Genomic DNA, 18388 nt, shown 5'->3' on the forward strand with positions numbered 1-18388 from the left:
TTCAATCAATCGACGATGCGAAATTCGAGTCTGTACGTTGTTCGTGCGGCGCGAAGCGCTCGGGATAGCGCGTGCGAAAACGCACCGCCGCGTCATATGGCAGGCAGTCGGGCACCTCGCCCGCCAGCAGGCGCGCCTGGCTCTGCTGCCATAGCGCGGGGTCGAAGAAGTCCGCGTGATGCTCGAGGAAATAGCGCCGCACGCGCGTATCGCCGAGCAGGAAGGTGCGGTACGTCTCCGGAAAAATATCGCGCGGACCGACTCCGTACCATGGCTCGCTCGATAATTCGTCTTCCTCATGAACTGGCGCGGGCACCGCGCGCACGTTGCATTCGGTCAGATACTCGATTTCGTCGTAGTCGTAGAACACCACGCGGCCGTGGCGCGTCACGCCGAAATTCTTGTAGAGCATGTCGCCCGGAAAGATATTCGCGCGCATCAGGTCCTTCACCGCGTTGCCGTATTCGCGGATGCCGTGCTCGACCTCTTCGTCGCTGCCGTTTTGCAGCCAGATGTTGAGCGGCACCATGCGGCGCTCGATGTAGAGGTGGCGAATCACGAGATTGTCGCCCTCGTACTCGATCATCGAAGGCGCAAGCGTTTCGAGTTCGCGCACGAGCGCCTCGGAGAGGCGCGCAACGGGCAGCGCGACGCTGGAATATTCGAGCGTATCGGCCAGACGCCCGAGCCGGTCGTGACGCTTCACGAGCTGATACTTCGCCTCCACCTGCTCACGCGTGGTCTCCTTCGGCGCGGGAAAGCTGTCCTTGATCACCTTGAACACGTACGGAAACGATGGCAGCGTGAACACGATCATCACCATGCCGCGAATGCCGGGTGCGGCGACGAACTGATCGCTCGAATGCGAGAGATGGTGCAGCAGATCACGATAAAACAGGTTCTTGCCCTGCTTCTGCAGCCCGAGCGACGTGTAGATCTCGCCCTTCGCCTTGCGCGGCATGATCGTGCGCAGAAACTCCACGTAGGCGGACGGCACGCCCATATCCACGAGGAAATACGAGTGCGAGAAGCTGAACATGATCAGCAACTGATCGGTGCGCAGCAGCACAGTGTCGAGCACGAGCATGCCGCCTGGCGTGTGACGGATCGGCACTACGAACGGCGCGAGCAGATCGCCGTTGATGATGCGCCCGACGATGTACGCTGACTGATTGCGAAAGAACAGCGAAGCGAGCGCGTGAATCTGGAAGTTGGGCTTGGGCTCGACCACGCCGAAGGTGTCGAGCATCGCGCGCATCACGCAGTCCACATCGCGCGCGAGGTCCTCGAACGGCGTTTCGAGCTGAAAATTCGTGACGATGCGCGCGAGCGTGGCCGCCAGCCCGTCCCTGGCCGGGTAGTACGCGCGATAGGTGGGCTTGGCCGCGGGCTCGTCGTTCTCGATGTACTCGGTTGAGATCGCGGGCCGCACGAAAATGAAATCGTTGTTGAAATACGAGCGATGCAGGATCTTGCAGCACACCGAGTTGAAGAACGTCTCGGCGCACTCGGGCTGCCGGTGCGTCGTCAGCAGGCCGATGTAATGAAGCTTGATCTGCTCCCAGACCTCGTCGTCGATGTTTTCCGCGTCGTACTCGTCTTCAAGCGCCACCACGCACTCGCGCACGCGCTCGTCATAAGAGGCGATGCGCTCGCGCGCGAGTTGCTGCAGGCCGTGCCAGTCGCGCGCCTCGAAGCATTCGCGCGCCCGCACGGCCACCGCGCAGAAGTTGCGGTAATGATGGTCGAAGCCCTCGAGCATCGTCTGCGCAACGTCGAAGCCGATCTGCGATGAAAGCAGTTTCGGGAAATGTCTCATGACGCATTCACCTCGGCTCGGCGGCTTGGTGCAGGAACGGGCAGAAATGGGCAATGACGGGCCAGCGCCGGCTACTGATCGTCGGGCAAGGTGTGCGGCGCGATCCGCTCGCCGGCACCGTTCTTCGCGAGCAGCGCACGCGCCTGCGACTCGTACTGCGCGAGGTCTTCGAGCGTGGCGTCGAGGTCGGCGCGCTGGCGCTCCAGTAGCTCGCGGTGGCGCACGACGGTGGCGAGAAACGCCTGGAGCTGCGGCTGCGTATCGGTGGGCGAGTCGTAGAGATCGAGCAGCGCGCGGATCTCGTTGAGCGTGAAGCCGAGGCGCTTGCCGCGCAGCGTGAGCTTCAGCCGCGTGCGGTCGCGCCCCGAAAACACGCGCTTGAGTCCGCTCGCGCCTTCGCGGCTCGGCGCGAGCAGGCCCTGATCCTCGTAGAAGCGGATCGCACGCGGCGTCACGTCGAATTCGCGGGCAAGCTCGGTAATCGTGTACTGGGTCATGTAGAAAAAGCGCGCCTCGCGCAAGCCGGGTTCGGGCTCGACCGGGCAGAAGGGCTATCGTTGGAGTCGACGTTTACGTTATCGTCAACTCAAGGGTTGCGCAACAGCCGGTTTGTTCCGCGTATCGGAACACTCTCCCGAACTGCCTGCAGGAATGGCGCAATGCAGCGACAATGAGGCGAAGCGGCGGCGCCAGCCGCCCGCAGTCCACCATAACGACGCGAGACGACTCTCCAATGAACGCCCTCGAACACCAGCTCGACTATCCTTTCGCCGATACCCTGCCCGAGCCCGGCCTCGCCTTCGAAGTCGCGCCCGGCGTGAAATGGCTGCGCATGCCGCTGCCCTTCGTGCTCGATCACATCAACCTCTGGCTGCTGCGCGACGAGATCGACGGCCAGCAAGGCTGGACCGTGGTGGACTGCGGCATCACCGACGATACGATCAAGGCGCGCTGGGAGCAGGTGTTCGAAACCCAGCTCGAAGGCTTGCCGGTGCTGCGCGTGCTCGTCACGCACTGCCATCCGGACCATATCGGCCTTGCGCACTGGATTTGCGCGGGCGGCGAGAAGAAGCGCTGGGACGTGCGCCTGTGGACGACGCTCGGCGAATACATGAGCGCGTGCGTGCTGGCCTCGGGCAACGGCTCGAACGCGGGCGGCGAAGGCGCGGCGCGCCATTTCGCGCGCCACGGCGTGAGCGACGAAGCCTCGCTCGAGCAACTGCGCAACCGCCGCAATTACTACTCCAATCTCGTACCTGCGCTGCCGGGGCAATACCGCCGCCTGCGCGAGGCCGACACGGTCACGATCGGCGGCCGCGACTGGCGCGTCGTTACGGGTTACGGCCATTCGCCCGAACATTGCGCGCTGCTGTGCGAATCGCTTGGCGTGCTGATCTCGGGCGACATGGTGCTGCCGCGCATCTCGACCAACGTATCGGTGTTCGACATGGAGCCGGAAGGCAACCCGCTCGGCCTGTACCTCGAGTCGCTCGGTCGCTACGAGGCCATGCCCGAAGACACGCTCGTGCTGCCCTCGCACGGCAAGCCGTTTCGCGGCGTGCGCACGCGCATCGGCCAACTGCGCGCGCACCACGACGCGCGGCTCGCCGAAGTCATGGAGGCCTGTGCGCACACGCCAAAAAGCGCCGCCGACATCGTGCCGCTCATGTTCAAGCGCGCGCTCGACATGCATCAGCTGACGTTCGCGATGGGCGAAGCGCTCGCGCATCTGCATCTACTGTGGTTCGCGGGCAAGCTCAAGCGCACGATCGACGAGAAAGGCGTGGTGCGCTTTTCGGCCTGATTGCGTAAGCAGATAACAAGAAACAAAAGGGGGCGGCTCAATCGAGCCGCCCCCTCTTCTTTGCCGCATCACATCACGCCGCGAAAATCAGTTCCCGCCACCCGTAATCAGGTCGGCGCCCTTGGGCCGCACGAACTTGAACGCCGACGCCGGCAGCGACGGATTCTTCTCGATGTTGGAGAACGTGAGCAGCGTCACGTTGCCGAACACGTCGTGCAGTTCCATCGCTTCAAGGTTGCCGTCACGAAAGCCGATGCCCACGCTCTTGAACTGCGTGTCCTTCGACTTCGGCACCAGTTGCAGCCAGTCGATGCCGTTCTTCACACCCGCGTCGGAGAGCGTGAAGTTTTTGTCCAGATCGTTGCTGCCGAACAGGATGGCCGCCGGGCTCGCGCCAAGCGCGCCGCCGAGCTTGCGCTCGGTGACCTGGTTCAGGTCCTTGTCGTAGACATAGAGATTGTCGCCATCGGATTGCAGCAGTTGCTGATACGGCTTCTCATAGGTCCAGATGAACTTGCCGGGACGCGAGAACACGAATGTGCCGCTCGACGTCTTGGCGTTCGCCGTGGCCGTGGCAATGGCATCGCTCGCGTTCTTCGCGTTGGTGGGCGTCTTGAGCTCGCGCTGCACGAAGTTGCCGCGCGCGGCGTGCACTTGCGAGACGAACTGCTTCAGTTGATCGGTGCCACTCGCCCAGGCGTGCGACGCCATCACGAGCGACGCGCCAAGCGCGACGAAGATTGCGCGGCCCGCGCGGCCCAGCGTCAAACGGGTCTGTTGTCCAACCGGAAACTGCATCTGTCGTTCTCCAAAAACTACCATGCGACCACCCTGAGTGCTCGCGCCGTCATGCGCGCGGACTCAAGGCAGACTCAATCGACCTCGCGCGTGGGCGCGAGAATCTCGCGGTTGCCGCTCGAAGACATCGCCGAAACGAGTCCCGATTGCTCCATCTGTTCGAGCAGGCGCGCCGCGCGGTTGTAGCCGATGCGCAGATGCCGCTGCACGAGCGAGATCGACGCGCGCCGGTTCTTGATGACCACCTCGACGGCCTGATCGTAGAGCGGGTCGGACTCGTCGCCGGTTCCGGAAGCGCTCGCCGAGCCTTCGTCGCCCTCGCCCGCCGTGCCGCCTTCGAGAATGCCTTCGATATAGTTCGGCTCGCCCTGCTCCTTGAGCTTGTCGACGACGCGGTGCACCTCGTCGTCGGCCACGAATGCGCCGTGCACGCGCACAGGCAGCCCCGTGCCGGGCGGCAGATAGAGCATGTCGCCCATGCCGAGCAGCGACTCGGCGCCCATCTGGTCGAGAATCGTGCGCGAGTCGATCTTCGACGACACCTGGAACGCGATGCGCGTCGGCACGTTGGCCTTGATGAGGCCGGTGATCACGTCCACCGAAGGCCGCTGCGTCGCGAGGATCAGGTGAATGCCGGCGGCGCGCGCCTTCTGCGCAATGCGCGCGATCAGCTCTTCGACCTTCTTGCCGACCACCATCATGAGGTCGGCCAGTTCGTCGATCACCACGACGATGTGCGGCAGCTTTTGCAGCGGCTCCGGATCGTCGGGCGTGAGGCTGAACGGATTCGGAATCTTCTCTTCGCGCTTGTTCGCTTCCTCGATCTTGTTGTTGTAGCCCGCGAGATTGCGCACGCCCAGCTTGCTCATGAGCTTGTAGCGACGCTCCATTTCGGCGACGGTCCAGTTCAGCGCGTTGCCGGCCTGGCGCATGTCGGTCACGACCGGACACAGCAGATGCGGAATGCCCTCGTACACGCTCATTTCGAGCATCTTCGGATCGATGAGGATCATGCGCACCTGCTCGGCGCTCGCCTTGTAAAGCAGCGAGAGGATCATCGCGTTGATGCCCACCGACTTGCCCGAGCCGGTCGTGCCGGCCACGAGCAGGTGCGGCATCTTCGCGAGATCGGCGCAAACCGGCTTGCCGCCGATGTCCTTGCCCAGACCCATGGTGAGCGCCGAAGGCGCGTCCGCATAAACGGCCGAGCCGAGGATTTCGGACAGGCGCACGGTCTGGCGGCGCTGGTTCGGCAACTCGAGCGCCATGTAGTTCTTGCCCGGAATCGTCTCCACCACGCGGATCGAAACGAGCGAAAGCGAGCGCGCGAGGTCCTTCGCGAGGCCCACGATCTGGCTGCCCTTCACGCCGGTGGCGGGCTCGATCTCGTAGCGCGTGACGACCGGGCCCGGATACGCAGCCACCACGGCCACGTCCACGCCGAAGTCCTTGAGCTTCTTCTCGATCAGGCGCGAGGTGAACTCGAGCGTATCGTCGGAGATCGTTTCCTGAGTCTTGGGCGCGGGGTCGAGCAGCGAGATCGGCGGCAAGGTGGAGTCGCCCGGCAGATCGGTGAAGAGCGGCACCTGACGCTCCTTCTCCACGCGCTCGGAGCGCTGCGGCGTGACCACGGGCGGCACGATCGTGACCGGCTCGTGCTCCTCGATCTTCACGCGGCCGCGCTCGACCTTGCCTTCGCGCTTGACCGCGGCGGCCTCGCCGAGCTTGCGGTCGCGGCCCGCTTCGCGGCGCAGTTGCGCCATCGTCACGGCATTGATGATCGACTCGCCGACCTTTTCGGCCACGCTCAGCCACGAAAAACGGAAATACAGCGACAAACCGATCGCAAGCGCCAGCAACAGCGCGAGCGTGCCGCCCGTAAAGCCCAGCGCGCTGGAGACGCCGCGCGCCACTGCCTCGCCCACCACGCCGCCCGGCGCACGCGGCAACTGCACCTTGAGCGACCACATGCGCAGCGCCTCGATGCCGTCGCAGGCGAGCAGCACGAGCACGAATGCGAAGCCTTCGGCGATCCAGCCGTGGTCGCGCGGTTTCTCGTCGTCGTCCTCGGGGAGCGCTTCGTGGCGCGTGATGCGCTGGTAATTCTTCGAAATGTGGCGCGCGAGCAGCACGACCCACCAATAGGCGGACAGGCCGAACAGCAGCAGCAGGATGTCCGAGGTCCATGCGCCGACGCGCCCTGCCCAGTTCGAGATATGGTCGACCTGAGCGGCGTGGGTCCAGCTCGGGTCGCGGCGGCTGTAGCTGATGAGCGCCATCAGCAGGAACACGCCGAGCGCGACCTGCAGGATCCAGCGGATTTCGGTGAAAAGACGCGACATGCGATTAGGCAATGCCTGCGCCTGCGCGGAAAAAGGAGCTTTGGCCATTGAATCCTGGTGATTCTTGATGCTTGCGCGGTCCGGGCGCACTGCCGGGGGCTCCGGCAGACCGGCGCGGCCGCCGACGTCTGATCCGGCCTATTGTAAACGCGTTGTTTAGACCCCGGCTGCCTCAACGCTGTAAATGAGGGTAACTGGCAACGGCGCCGCCGGCGCCGAACCCAGGCTATCGCGCCGATGAAAAACCTTGATAGCGCGGCGAAAGCTCCCGGCCTTTATAATTGCGGGCTGATGCCCAACTACCTGCGTGTGCCCCGCCGCACTCACCGGCGGCCGCCTGAGGATTCAGCTAACTGCACCAGGCCGCCGGCCCCGGGAACCCGCGCCACGCAGCGCCTTCTACGGAATTCGATCATGTCCGCAACCAAACACGCCAAAGTCCTGATTCTCGGTTCCGGCCCCGCCGGCTACACGGCAGCCGTCTATGCGGCGCGCGCGAACCTTTCGCCGCTGCTCGTCACCGGGCTCGCCCAGGGCGGCCAGCTCATGACCACGACCGATGTGGAAAACTGGCCCGCCGATCCGAACGGCGTGCAGGGCCCGGAACTGATGCAGCGTTTTCTCGAGCATGCCGAGCGCTTCAACACGGAAATCGTGTTCGATCACATTCACACGGCCAAACTCGATGAGAAGCCCATCCGCCTGATCGGCGACTCGGGCGAGTACACCTGCGATTCGCTCATCATTGCGACGGGCGCATCGGCGCAATACCTCGGCCTGCCGAGCGAAGAGCTCTTCATGGGCCGCGGCGTCTCCGCCTGCGCGACCTGCGACGGCTTCTTCTACCGCAACCAGCACGTCGCGGTGATCGGCGGCGGCAACACGGCGGTCGAGGAAGCGCTTTATCTCGCCGGCATCGCGAAGAAGGTCACGGTCATCCACCGCCGCGACAAGTTCCGCGCCGAGCCGATCCTGATCGACCGCCTGCTGGAAAAGGAAAAGGAAGGCGTCGTCGAGATCAAGTGGGATCACGTGCTCGACGAAGTCAAGGGCAACGAGGGCGGCGTGAACGGCCTGCGCATCAAGAACACGAAGACGGGCGAAACCACCGACCTTGATCTCCAGGGCGTGTTCGTCGCGATCGGCCACAAGCCGAACACCGACATCTTCGAAGGCCAGCTGGAGATGAAGAACGGCTACATCATCACGAACGGCGGCCTGAACGGCAACGCCACGGGCACGAGCGTGCCGGGCGTGTTCGCGGCCGGCGACGTGCAGGACCACGTCTATCGCCAGGCCATCACGAGCGCCGGCACGGGCTGCATGGCCGCGCTCGACGCGCAGCGCTATCTGGAAACCGTCAGCGAGATCGGGGCGCACGTGATGAGCGCCGAAGCCGAGCGCTGATCGATCCGCGCGAGCCGTTAAAATAGCGTCGTTAAACCAGACGGCGCACCGAGAGAGGGCCGCGGCCAGCCAGCCGGCGGCCCTTTGCTTTTACAGCGTTTTTTGCCGTCTTTTTTGCAGCGTTTTTCGCGTGCCGCGCTGAACGCACGCCACTGAGATTCATCCAGCGTCTTTCGCCATGCCCAAGAACGTGCCCCATCCGGGCGAGCCCAAGCGCCCCGCCCCCACGCGCCCTGCCGCGCCAAGCATCGCGCCCGAGCCCGCCCCCGAACCCGGCAAGGCCGCCACGGGCTTCGCCGGCCTCGGCAGCCTGCGCGAAGCGCTCAAAACACAAACGCGCCAGCGCGAGCGTGAACGCGCGGCCGCCCAGGCGGCGCGCGTGGAAGCCGCCGCCGACAGCGACCTGTTCCGCCGCGAAATCGGCCAGATCGCGCCGCTCAAGCAGCCGCCGCGCGCGCAGCCGCGCCGCGAAGCACCCGTGCCGCTGCCACTGCAAACGCGTCTCGACGAGCAGGCGGTCCTGCACGAAGCGATTTCCGACGACTTCGACCCCGAAGCCCTGCTCGATACCGACGACTCGCTCTATTACCACCGTCCCGGCGTGAGCGAGGAAGTCGTCAAGAAGCTGCGGCGCGGTGCGTGGATCGTGCAAGCGCAGCTCGACCTGCACGGCATGCGCCGCGAGGAAGCGCGCGATTCACTGCAAACCTTCATCCGCGAGGCGGGCAAGCGCGGGCTGCGCTGCGTGCGCGTGATTCACGGCAAGGGGCTCGGCTCCGTGGGCAAGGAGCCCGTGCTCAAGGGCAAGGTGCGTGCGTGGCTCGTGCAGAAGGAAGAAGTGATCGCGTTCTGCCAGGCGCGGCCGCATGACGGCGGCGCCGGTGCGGTGCTCGTGCTGCTGCAGCCGCATACGCACGGGCACGGACAGCATCACTCGCACGCACGCTGAGCGAAGCCTTCAGTAAAAACCCCGCGGCTGCTCACGCAGCGGCGGGGTTTTTTGTCGCTTACCACACCAGAAGCGCACCAGCAAAACCTGGCGCGAATCGATCCGGACCGCTCAAGCGATGCGCTCTTCGGTTTTCGGATCGAACAGCACAGCCTTCGACACGTCGAATAGCAGCTCCATGCTATTGAGCGGCTGCGGATTCGCGCCCGGGTGCACGCGGCTCACGATGCGCTTGCCGTTGACCTGCGCGAACACGAGCGTGTCCGGGCCGGTCGGCTCGATCACGTCGACCTTCACGGTGTGGCGCTGCAGTTCGTGGCCGTGGCCGTCGTGCGAGCTGCGCGCGTCGGTGATGCGCTCCGGGCGCAGGCCCAGCACCACCTCCTGGCCGACACGGCCGCGCAGCTTGCTGGCCTCGAACGGCAGGTTCAGCACGCTGCGTGCGACACCCGTGTCGAGCTCGATGCCGATGCCCGAGCCCTGCTCCACCAGCTTGCCGTTGATGAAGTTCATCGGCGGCGCGCCGATGAAGCCCGCCACGAAGAGATTCGACGGCGAATCGTAGATCTCCTGCGGCGCGCCGAACTGCTGCACGATGCCGTCCTTCATCACGGCGATGCGGTCGCCGAGCGTCATCGCCTCGATCTGGTCGTGCGTCACGTAGACGATCGTCTTGCCCACGCGCTGGTGCAGCAGCTTGATTTCCGAGCGCATCTCGATGCGCAGCTTGGCGTCGAGGTTCGAGAGCGGCTCGTCGAACAGGAACATGATCGGGTCGCGTGCGAGTGCGCGGCCCATCGCGACGCGCTGGCGCTGGCCGCCCGAAAGCTGGCCGGGCTTGCGGTCGAGCAGATGCTGAATCTGCAGCATGCTCGACACGCGGTCGACGATCTGCGTCTGCTCGGCCTTCGACACCTTGCGGATGTTCAGGCCGAACGAGATGTTCTCGCGCACGGTCATCGACGGATAGAGCGCGTACGACTGGAACACCATCGCGATGTCGCGATCCTTCGGCGAGAGGTTGTTCACCACCTTGCCGTCCATCATGATCTCGCCCTTGGTGACGGTTTCGAGACCCGCGATCATGTTGAGCAGCGTCGACTTCCCGCAGCCCGAGCCGCCGACCAGAATCAGGAACTGGCCGTCTTCGATGTCGATGTTGACGCCCTTGAGGACGGGCACCCCGTTGGGGTAGGTCTTGTAGACGTCGCGAATGGAAAGGCTTGCCATGCTATGAATCCTTTAATCGAGTAGAGCTTCTTAGCCCTTCACCGCGCCCGCCGTGAGGCCGCGCACGAAGTAGCGGCCGGCGATCACGTAGACGAGCAGCGTGGGCAGCGCGGCGATGATCGCGCCGGCCATGTCGACGTTGTATTCCTTCACGCCCGTGGAGGTGTTCACGAGATTGTTCAGCGCCACCGTGATCGGCATCGAATCGACACCCGAGAACACGATGCCGAACAGGAAGTCATTCCAGATCTGCGTGAATTGCCAGATCAGGCACACCATGAAAATCGGCAGCGAGATCGGCAGCATGATGCGCGTGAAGATCATGAAGAAGCCGGCGCCGTCGATGCGCGCAGCCTTCACGAGTTCCGCCGGCACGCTCACGTAGAAGTTGCGGAAGAACATCGTCGTGAACGCGATGCCGTACACCACGTGCACCAGAACCAGCCCGCCAATCGTGTTCGAAAGGCCGAAGAAGCCTTCGAGACGCGCCATCGGCAAGAGGATCGCCTGAAACGGGATGAAGCAGCCCACCAGCAGCATCGTGAAGAGCGCATCCGCGCCGCGAAAGCGCCAGTGCGTGAGCACGTAGCCATTGAACGCGCCGATGATCGACGAGATCAGCACGGCCGGGATCACCATCTTCACCGAGTTCATGAAGAACGGCTGCATGCCGTCGCAGCGCACGCCGGTGCAGGCATGCGCCCACGCCTTCACCCACGGCGCGAAGCTCGGGCTCGCGGGCAGCGTGAGCATGTTGCCCGTGTGAAGCTCGTCGAGCGTCTTGAACGACGTCGACAGCATCACGTAGAGCGGGAACAGGAAGTACAGGGCGAACAGGATCAGCGCCGCATAGACGAACACGCGGCTCACCTTCATCTTAGGCTGCATTGCGCGTGCTCCTCGATTCCAGGTACATGAGCGGCACGAGCACGGCCACCACTGTCGCGAGCATCATCATCGACGAAGCTGCGCCGACACCGAGCTGCCCGCGGTTGAACGAAAACGTGTACATGAAGATGGCCGGCAGCGACGACGACGTGCCGGGGCCACCCGCGGTGAGCGCGACGACGAGGTCGAAGGTCTTGATCGTGATGTGGCACAGGATCAGCAGCACCGAGAAAAACACCGGACGCATGCTCGGAATCACGATCTTGCGGTAGATCGTGGGCAGTGTCGCGCCATCCACCTGGGCGGCCTTGAAGATTTCGCTGTCGACGCCGCGCAGGCCGGCGAGGAACAGCGCCATGCAAAAGCCGGTGGACTGCCAGACGGCGGCAACCACGATACAGAAAATCGCCTTGTCCGGGTCGTTGAGCCAGTCGAGCTGGAAGCTCGTCCAGCCCCAGTCGTGCAGCACCTGCTGAAGACCGAGATCGGGGTTGAAGATCCACTGCCACGCCGTGCCCGTGACGATGTACGAGAGCGCCATCGGATAGAGAAACACCGCGCGCAGCGCGCCTTCCTGGCGAATCTGCTGATCGAGCAGGATCGCGAGAAACAGCCCGAGCGCCACGCAAACGGCGATGAACGGAATGCCGAACCATGCGAGGTTCTGCGCCGAGGTCCACCAGACGTCGTTGCTGAAGAGCTCGCTGTAGCGGTCGAAGCCCGCGAATTCGTAGCGCGGCATCAACCGCGAATTCGACAGCGACAGATAGCCGGTGATGATGATGAAGCCGTAGACAAACACGAGGCTGATCAGAATGCTGGGCGAAAGCACCAGCTTCGGAATCCAGCGGTCTGCGAGCGCCGCCATGGGCGACGCGCGGCCTGTGGCAGGCGTGGCCGCCTTGCCGTTGCCGCTAAGAGAAGCAGTCACTGCGCGACTCCTGGTACGGTGTGGAACATTACGGACTCCGCACGATAAAGGGTTAGGTTTGACCCGTCATGCCCGGAGTGCGCCGCGCACGGCGCACTCCGCTTGTTTCATTGCAACGACTTCAAAAACCCGCTTCGCTTACTTGGTCTTGGCAGCCTTCGCGAGCGCTTCCACCGCGCTCTTCGAATCCTGGGTCGAGTTCATGAACTTCGTGACGACGTCGGTGATCGCACCGGCCGTGGCGTCTGCCTGAGCCATGCCGTGTGCGAGCGACGGCACATAGCCGCCCGCCTTGATCGCGGCCTGCTCATCCGCGTACGACTGCTTGCCGCACGCATCGAACTTGCTCATGTCCACGCCAAGGCGCACCGGGATCGAGCCCTTGTACAGGCTGAACTGTTCCTGGAAAGCGGGGCTCATGATCGTCTTCGCCAGCGCGATCTGACCCGGCGTGGCCGCCTTCTGGTCCTTCTGCTGGAAGAACACGAACGAGTCGACGTTGAACGTGTAGGCCTTCGAGGTGCCCGGCACCGGCGCGCAGACGTAGTCCTTGCCCGGCTGCTTCTTGGCGTTTTCGAACTCGCCCTTGGCCCAGTCACCCATGAACTGCATGCCCGCCTTGCCGTTGATGACCATGGCCGTGGCGAGGTTCCAGTCGCGGCCCGTGCGCGCGTTATCCATATACGACTGAATCTTGCGAACTGTGTCGAACACACCCACCATCTGCTGCGAGGTCAGGGTCTTCTGGTCGAGATCGACAATCGCCTTCTTGTAGAAGTCCGCGCCCTGCGAGAGCACCACGTCTTCCCACAGCGTCAGGTCTTGCCACGGCTGGCCGCCCGCCGCAACCGGCTGGTAGCCCGCGGCCTTGAGCTTGTCGGCCAGCGCGAAGAACTCCGGCCACGTGGTCGGCGCCTTGCCGCCCACCTTGTCGAGCGCGGCCTTGTTGATCCACAGCCAGTTCACGCGGTGCACCGAGAACGGCGCGCCGACGTAATGGCCGTCCGCGCGCATGATCTTGTCGATTTGCGGCGGCAGGTTGGCCTTCCAGTCGCCGGCAGCCGAATCGATCGGCACCAGCACGCCCTGCTGCGCCCATTCCTGGATCAGCGGGCCCTTGATCTGCGCTGCCGTGGGTGCGTTGCCCGAGATCACCTGGGTCTTCAGTGCCGTCATGGCCGCCGCGCCCGCGCCGCCGGCGACCGCGAAGTCCTTCCACACGTAGCCCTGCTTCTGCATGTCGTCCTTGAGCACGCCGACCGCCTTCGATTCGCCGCCCGAAGTCCACCAGTGCAGCACTTCGAGGGATTCGGCTGCCTGCGCAGTCGCGACGCCGGCCATGAGACCTGCGGCGCACAGGGCGCCCATGATCGCTCGGAATTTCATTGCTTATCTCCTCCAGACACCTGATCAGTAAAAACTAGTTGGCCCCTGATGTACCCAGGGTGCGGTGTGGTTAATACAGGCACAAAAACAGGCAAAACACTGGACGGACGGGCGCCGGAGTGCCGCGCGCGTGAAGGTCAATCGATGCGCGCGGGCCGCGGGCCGGTGTCCGGCCGCTGGACGCTCAAGAGATGAGTGGTTCGGAATACAAAGACTGTCTCCTCTTTTGATTTTCTCCGGCCGCGTTCGCAAGCGCGATGCGCAGCCAGTCGAGGCGCCGCGTGCCATGCTCATGCAGCGCGGCGGCCGAACATCCCCACCTCCGGCGCCCGGCGGGCACATGAACGGCTCCATTGTCCGTTAACATGTGGGCGTTCCGCCCATCCGAAAAAGCGCGCGAAAACCCGTGCACGATTGCTGCAAAACCCATGCTGCGCCGCGCTTGCCTACGCTTTTTTCATCGAATGAACGTTACCTCTTGATTTGGATTGTAGTTAAACTACAATTCAGTGTCAAAAAAAATTTTATCGGACTACGGCCGCCTGGCGCAGCGCGATCGGCATACCGCCGCGGCCCCGCCGGAACTTGTTCCCGCGGCATTTCTGGACTGTGACGGAGACTATGCAAAGCCCTAACGATTCTGGTTTCACGTTCGTGCTCTTCGGCGCCACCGGCGACCTGTCGATGCGCAAGATCCTGCCGGCCCTGTTCGAGGCGCACCGCTCGGGCATGCTCGCCGCGTCCGGGAAAATCGTGGGCGTTGCACGCCACGAGGACACTCGCGACCAATACCTCCAGTGGGTCAACGAGCACGTCAAGCCGCACGTCTCGAAGAACGGTCTCGACGAAGCCGCGTGGGCGAGCTTTCTCGAGCGCATCGTCTATGTGAAGCTCGACCTCTCGCGCGCCGAGGACTTCACCACGCTGCGCGACGGCATCGAGGCGCTGCCCGGCATCCGCGTGTTTTACCTGGCCACGGGCCCGTCCCTGTTCGTGCCGATCTGCCGCGCGCTCGCCTCGGTCGGCCTGAACCAGAACGCGCGCATCGTGCTGGAAAAGCCGCTCGGCTACGACCTCGAGTCGTCCAATGCGATCAACGACGCGGTCGGCGAAATCTTCGCCGAAGAGCAGATCTACCGGATCGACCACTATCTCGGCAAGGAGCCGGTGCAGAACCTGCTCGCGCTGCGCTTCGGCAATGCGCTGTTCGAGCCGCTGTGGCGCCGCGAATGGGTCGAAAGCATCCAGATCACCATTGCGGAAGAACTGGGCGTGGAAGCGCGCGGCGACTTCTACGACAACACCGGCGCGCTGCGCGACATGGTGCAGAACCACTTGCTTCAATTGCTCTCGATCGTCGCCATGGAGCCGCCGCATTCAATGGATTCGGACTCGGTGCGCGACGAAAAGCTGCGCGTGCTGCGCGCGCTCAAGCCCATCAATCCCGCCGATATCAGCAAGGTCGCCGTGCGCGGCCAATACCATGCGGGCGTGATCCGCGGGCAGCAGGTGCCGGGCTACGCGACCGAGCACGGCGTGAAGCCCGATAGCCGCACCGAAACCTTCGTCGCCCTGAACGTCGAGATCGAGAACTGGCGCTGGGCGGGCGTGCCTTTTTTCCTGCGCACGGGCAAGCGTCTGGCCGACCGCGTCGCGGAAATCGTGGTGAACTTCCGCCCCGTGCCGCATTCGGCGCTGGGCCCCACGGCGCTGCGCGCGGGCTCCAACCGTCTGGTCATCCGCCTGCAGCCGAACGAAAATATTCGTCTGTACTGCCTCGCCAAGCAGCCTGGCGAAGGCATGAATCTCTCGAGCGTGCATCTCGACCTCGCGTTCGACCAGTTCTTCCGCGAAGGCCAGATGGAGGCGTACCAGCGTCTCTTGCTCGACGTGATCAACGGGCGCCTCGCGCTCTTCGTGCGCCGCGACGAGCAGGAAGCCGCGTGGAAATGGGTCGAGCCCATCCTCAACGAATGGGCCGTGTCGCCCCGCCCGCCCAAGCCTTATGCCGCGGGCACCTGGGGACCGGCAGCGTCGAGCGCGATGCTGGCGCAGCACGGCACCTGCTGGCTCGAAGAAGAGAATTGACCGGACCGATGAACACCCCCGCGAACATCCCCGCGGATCGACAAAAAAGCAGCCTGGAGGAGAAGTGATCGAGCTTCACGTATTCGACGACCCGCGCGTCCAATCGGACGCGCTGGCGCGAGCCGTGGGCGACGCACTACATGCGTCGCTCGCCGCTCTTGCTGCCGCGCCCGGCACCGGCGCGCGCCGTGCAACGCTCGCGGTTTCCGGCGGCACGAGCCCGCGTCCGTTTCTCGAGACCCTGTCGACGCACCGCTTCGACTGGGCGCACACCGACATCACCCTGGTGGACGACCGCTGGGTGCCCGAGACCGATCCGGCCAGCAACGCACGCCTCGCGCACGAGACCCTGCTGAAGCACGAGGCGGCGCAGGCGCGTTTCCTGCCGCTCGTCGACGTCACGCAGGAACTGGATGCGCACGTGGCCGCGCTCAACGCCGACCCGCAGCGCCGCCTGCCCAACGTCGCGGTGCTCGGCATGGGTGAAGACGGCCACACCGCGTCGATCTTCGCCGACGCGCCCGAGTGGCACGAAGCCATCACCACGGCGCGCCCGTTCGTGGCCGTGCATCCGCAGGCCGCGCCGCACGCGCGCGTCTCGTGGTCGATGCAGGCGCTGCGCCAGGTCGATCGCCTGTTCCTGCTGATCGCGGGCCAGCGCAAGCTCGACGTGCTGCAACAAGCCGCTGCCGCGGAACAGAACAACGCCATCTCGAAGCTGGCGAACGACAAGGGAGTGAGACTCGATGTCTACTGGTGCGCCTAACAAATCCGCCCCTGGCGCGGGCCAGCACGCCGACGGACCGAGGCTGCTCGCCGACATCGGCGGAACCAACGCGCGCTTCGCGCTGGAGACGCGCGCGGGCGAGATCGGCCAGGTGCGCGTGTACCCATGCGCCGACTATCCGGGCGTCGCGGACGTGATCCAGCAGTATCTGAAGGACACGAAGATCGGCCGCGTGAACCACGCCGCGATCGCCATTGCGAACCCGGTCGACGGCGACCAGGTGCGCATGACCAATCACGACTGGACCTTCTCGATCGAAGCCACGCGCCGCGCGCTCGGCTTCGACACGCTGCTGGTCGTGAACGACTTCACCGCGCTCGCCATGGCCTTGCCGGGCCTGACCGACGCGCAGCGCACCCAGGTGGGCGGCGGCCAGCGCCGCCAGAACAGCGTGATCGGTCTGCTCGGGCCGGGCACGGGCCTCGGCGTCTCGGGCCTGATTCCCGCCGACGACCGCTGGATCGCGCTCGGCAGCGAAGGCGGCCACGCCAGCTTCGCGCCGCAGGACGAGCGCGAAGATCTCGTGCTCCAGCACGTGCGCAAGAAGTGGCCGCACGTGTCGTTCGAGCGCGTCTGCGCGGGGCCCGGCATCGAGCTGATCTATGGGGCGCTTGCCGCGCGCGACAAGAAGAAGGTGGGCGCGGACATCAACACGGCCGAGATCGTCAAGCGCGCGCACGACGGCGACGCGCTCGCGGCGGAAACCATCGAATGCTTCTGCGGCATTCTCGGCAGCTTCGCGGGCAACATCGCGATGACGCTCGGCTCGCTCGGCGGCATTTATATCGGCGGCGGCGTGGTGCCGCGTCTGGGCGAGCTATTCATGCGCTCGTCGTTTCGCCAGCGCTTCGAGGCCAAGGGCCGCTTCGACGCCTATCTCGCTAACGTGCCCACCTACGTCATTACCGCCGAATACCCGGCGTTTCTCGGCGTCTCGGCCATCCTCGCGGAACAGCTCTCGAACCGCGCGGGCGGCGGATCGTCGGCGGTGTTCGAGCGCATCCGCCAGATGCGTGATGCGCTCACGCCCGCCGAGCGGCGCGTGGCCGACCTCGCGCTCAACCATCCGCGCTCGATCATCAACGACCCCATCGTCGATATCGCGCGCAAGGCCGACGTGAGCCAGCCCACGGTGATCCGCTTTTGCCGCTCGCTCGGCTGCCAGGGGCTCTCCGACTTCAAGCTCAAGCTCGCCACCGGCTTGACGGGCACGATCCCCGTGAGCCACAGCCAGGTGCATCTGGGCGACACCGCGACCGACTTCGGCGCGAAGGTGCTCGACAACACGGTTTCGGCCATCCTGCAGCTGCGCGAGCACCTGAACTTCGAGCAGGTCGAGCAGGCCATCACGCTGCTCAACGGCGCGCGGCGCATCGAGTTCTATGGGCTCGGCAACTCGCATATCGTCGCCCAGGACGCGCACTACAAGTTCTTTCGCTTCGGCATCCCGACTATCGCTTACGGCGACCTCTACATGCAGGCGGCGTCCGCTGCGCTGCTCGGCAAGGGCGACGTGATCGTGGCGGTCTCGAAGTCGGGCCGCGCGCCTGAGCTCTTGCGCGTGCTCGACGTGGCGATGCAGGCCGGCGCGAAAGTGATTGCGATCACGTCGAGCAACACGCCGCTCGCCAAGCGAGCGACCGTGGCGCTCGAAACCGATCACATCGAGATGCGCGAGTCGCAGCTTTCGATGATCTCGCGCATCCTGCACTTGCTGATGATCGACATTCTCGCGGTGGGCGTCGCGATCCGCCGCGCGTCGCCCGAGGGCGACATGAGCCACGCCGTCGAAAAGGCCCGCGAGCAGGCCGACGACGACGCCTCCGCCGTGCTCGACTGGCTGAGCCACGGCGCGTCATCGTCGGCGCGCGCGAGCGATTGATGTCAATGCGTGACGCAAACGCATGACGCAAATGCGCGACGCGAACGTGCGATGAAATGAACAACGGGACGCCTCGG

General features: G+C 64.7%; 14 protein-coding genes. 6 read left to right on the forward strand and 8 right to left on the reverse strand.

Going from position 1 to position 18388, the window contains the following annotated elements:
* Window position 1: 1 nt before the first annotated feature.
* Window positions 2-1819, reverse strand: coding sequence for a bifunctional isocitrate dehydrogenase kinase/phosphatase (gene aceK, locus P5W99_RS11315; RefSeq protein WP_421024515.1), 1818 nt, complete (start codon window positions 1817-1819; stop codon window positions 2-4).
* Between the two features lie 71 nt (window positions 1820-1890).
* Window positions 1891-2316, reverse strand: coding sequence for a MerR family transcriptional regulator (locus P5W99_RS11320; RefSeq protein WP_421024516.1), 426 nt, complete (start codon window positions 2314-2316; stop codon window positions 1891-1893).
* A gap of 236 nt (window positions 2317-2552) precedes the next feature.
* Between P5W99_RS11320 and P5W99_RS11325 the strand changes: the two genes are divergently transcribed.
* Window positions 2553-3623, forward strand: a complete 1071-nt coding sequence (locus P5W99_RS11325; protein ID WP_434660822.1) for an MBL fold metallo-hydrolase — start codon at window positions 2553-2555, stop codon at window positions 3621-3623.
* 87 nt (window positions 3624-3710) lie between these two features.
* Here the strand turns inward: P5W99_RS11325 and lolA are convergent, their stop codons facing one another.
* Window positions 3711-4421: an outer membrane lipoprotein chaperone LolA gene (lolA, locus tag P5W99_RS11330; RefSeq protein WP_421024518.1), complete on the reverse strand. Its 711-nt coding sequence runs from the start codon at window positions 4419-4421 to the stop codon at window positions 3711-3713.
* 74 nt (window positions 4422-4495) lie between these two features.
* Window positions 4496-6811: a DNA translocase FtsK gene (locus tag P5W99_RS11335; RefSeq protein WP_421043243.1), complete on the reverse strand. Its 2316-nt coding sequence runs from the start codon at window positions 6809-6811 to the stop codon at window positions 4496-4498.
* A gap of 366 nt (window positions 6812-7177) precedes the next feature.
* Between P5W99_RS11335 and trxB the strand changes: the two genes are divergently transcribed.
* Together trxB and P5W99_RS11345 are read left to right on the forward strand one after the other, a co-directional pair.
* A complete protein-coding gene (trxB, locus tag P5W99_RS11340; protein ID WP_421024520.1) occupies window positions 7178-8170 on the forward strand; it encodes a thioredoxin-disulfide reductase in 993 nt (330 codons plus the stop codon).
* Window positions 8171-8348: 178 nt separating this feature from the next.
* A complete protein-coding gene (locus P5W99_RS11345) occupies window positions 8349-9119 on the forward strand; it encodes a Smr/MutS family protein (RefSeq protein ID WP_421024521.1) in 771 nt (256 codons plus the stop codon).
* Window positions 9120-9230: 111 nt separating this feature from the next.
* On the opposite strand, the gene P5W99_RS11350 is transcribed toward P5W99_RS11345, so the two are convergent.
* The 4 genes from P5W99_RS11350 to P5W99_RS11365 all read right to left on the reverse strand — a co-directional run bounded on the left by P5W99_RS11350 (window position 9231) and on the right by P5W99_RS11365 (window position 13554).
* Complete coding sequence (locus P5W99_RS11350; protein ID WP_434660825.1) at window positions 9231-10349, reverse strand: ABC transporter ATP-binding protein; 1119 nt, start codon at window positions 10347-10349, stop codon at window positions 9231-9233.
* Between the two features lie 30 nt (window positions 10350-10379).
* Window positions 10380-11237 (reverse strand): carbohydrate ABC transporter permease, encoded by an 858-nt coding sequence (locus P5W99_RS11355; protein WP_213293438.1) that lies wholly within the window; start codon window positions 11235-11237, stop codon window positions 10380-10382.
* Window positions 11227-12168, reverse strand: a complete 942-nt coding sequence (locus tag P5W99_RS11360) for a carbohydrate ABC transporter permease (protein ID WP_421024523.1) — start codon at window positions 12166-12168, stop codon at window positions 11227-11229. Before P5W99_RS11360 ends, P5W99_RS11355 begins: the two co-directional genes overlap by 11 nt.
* Window positions 12169-12306: 138 nt before the next feature.
* The gene (locus tag P5W99_RS11365) at window positions 12307-13554 is read right to left on the reverse strand and encodes an ABC transporter substrate-binding protein (RefSeq protein WP_421043240.1); all 1248 of its coding nucleotides are present in this window, start codon (window positions 13552-13554) and stop codon (window positions 12307-12309) included.
* Window positions 13555-14175: 621 nt separating this feature from the next.
* Here P5W99_RS11365 and zwf point away from each other — a divergent pair.
* The 3 genes from zwf (at window position 14176) to P5W99_RS11380 (ending at window position 18311) form a co-directional block, all read left to right on the forward strand.
* Entirely contained in the window at window positions 14176-15642 is a 1467-nt protein-coding gene (zwf, locus tag P5W99_RS11370) for a glucose-6-phosphate dehydrogenase (protein ID WP_421024525.1), read from the forward strand.
* Window positions 15643-15706: 64 nt separating this feature from the next.
* On the forward strand, window positions 15707-16408 hold the full coding sequence (gene pgl / locus P5W99_RS11375; RefSeq protein WP_421024526.1) for a 6-phosphogluconolactonase: 702 nt from the start codon (window positions 15707-15709) through the stop codon (window positions 16406-16408).
* Window positions 16389-18311: a bifunctional transcriptional regulator/glucokinase gene (locus P5W99_RS11380; protein ID WP_421024527.1), complete on the forward strand. Its 1923-nt coding sequence runs from the start codon at window positions 16389-16391 to the stop codon at window positions 18309-18311. The genes pgl and P5W99_RS11380 overlap by 20 nt, the downstream gene beginning before the upstream one ends.
* Window positions 18312-18388: the final 77 nt, after the last annotated feature.

The organism is Paraburkholderia sp. A3BS-1L (assembly GCF_051125215.1).
Taxonomy (GTDB): Bacteria; Pseudomonadota; Gammaproteobacteria; order Burkholderiales; family Burkholderiaceae; genus Paraburkholderia.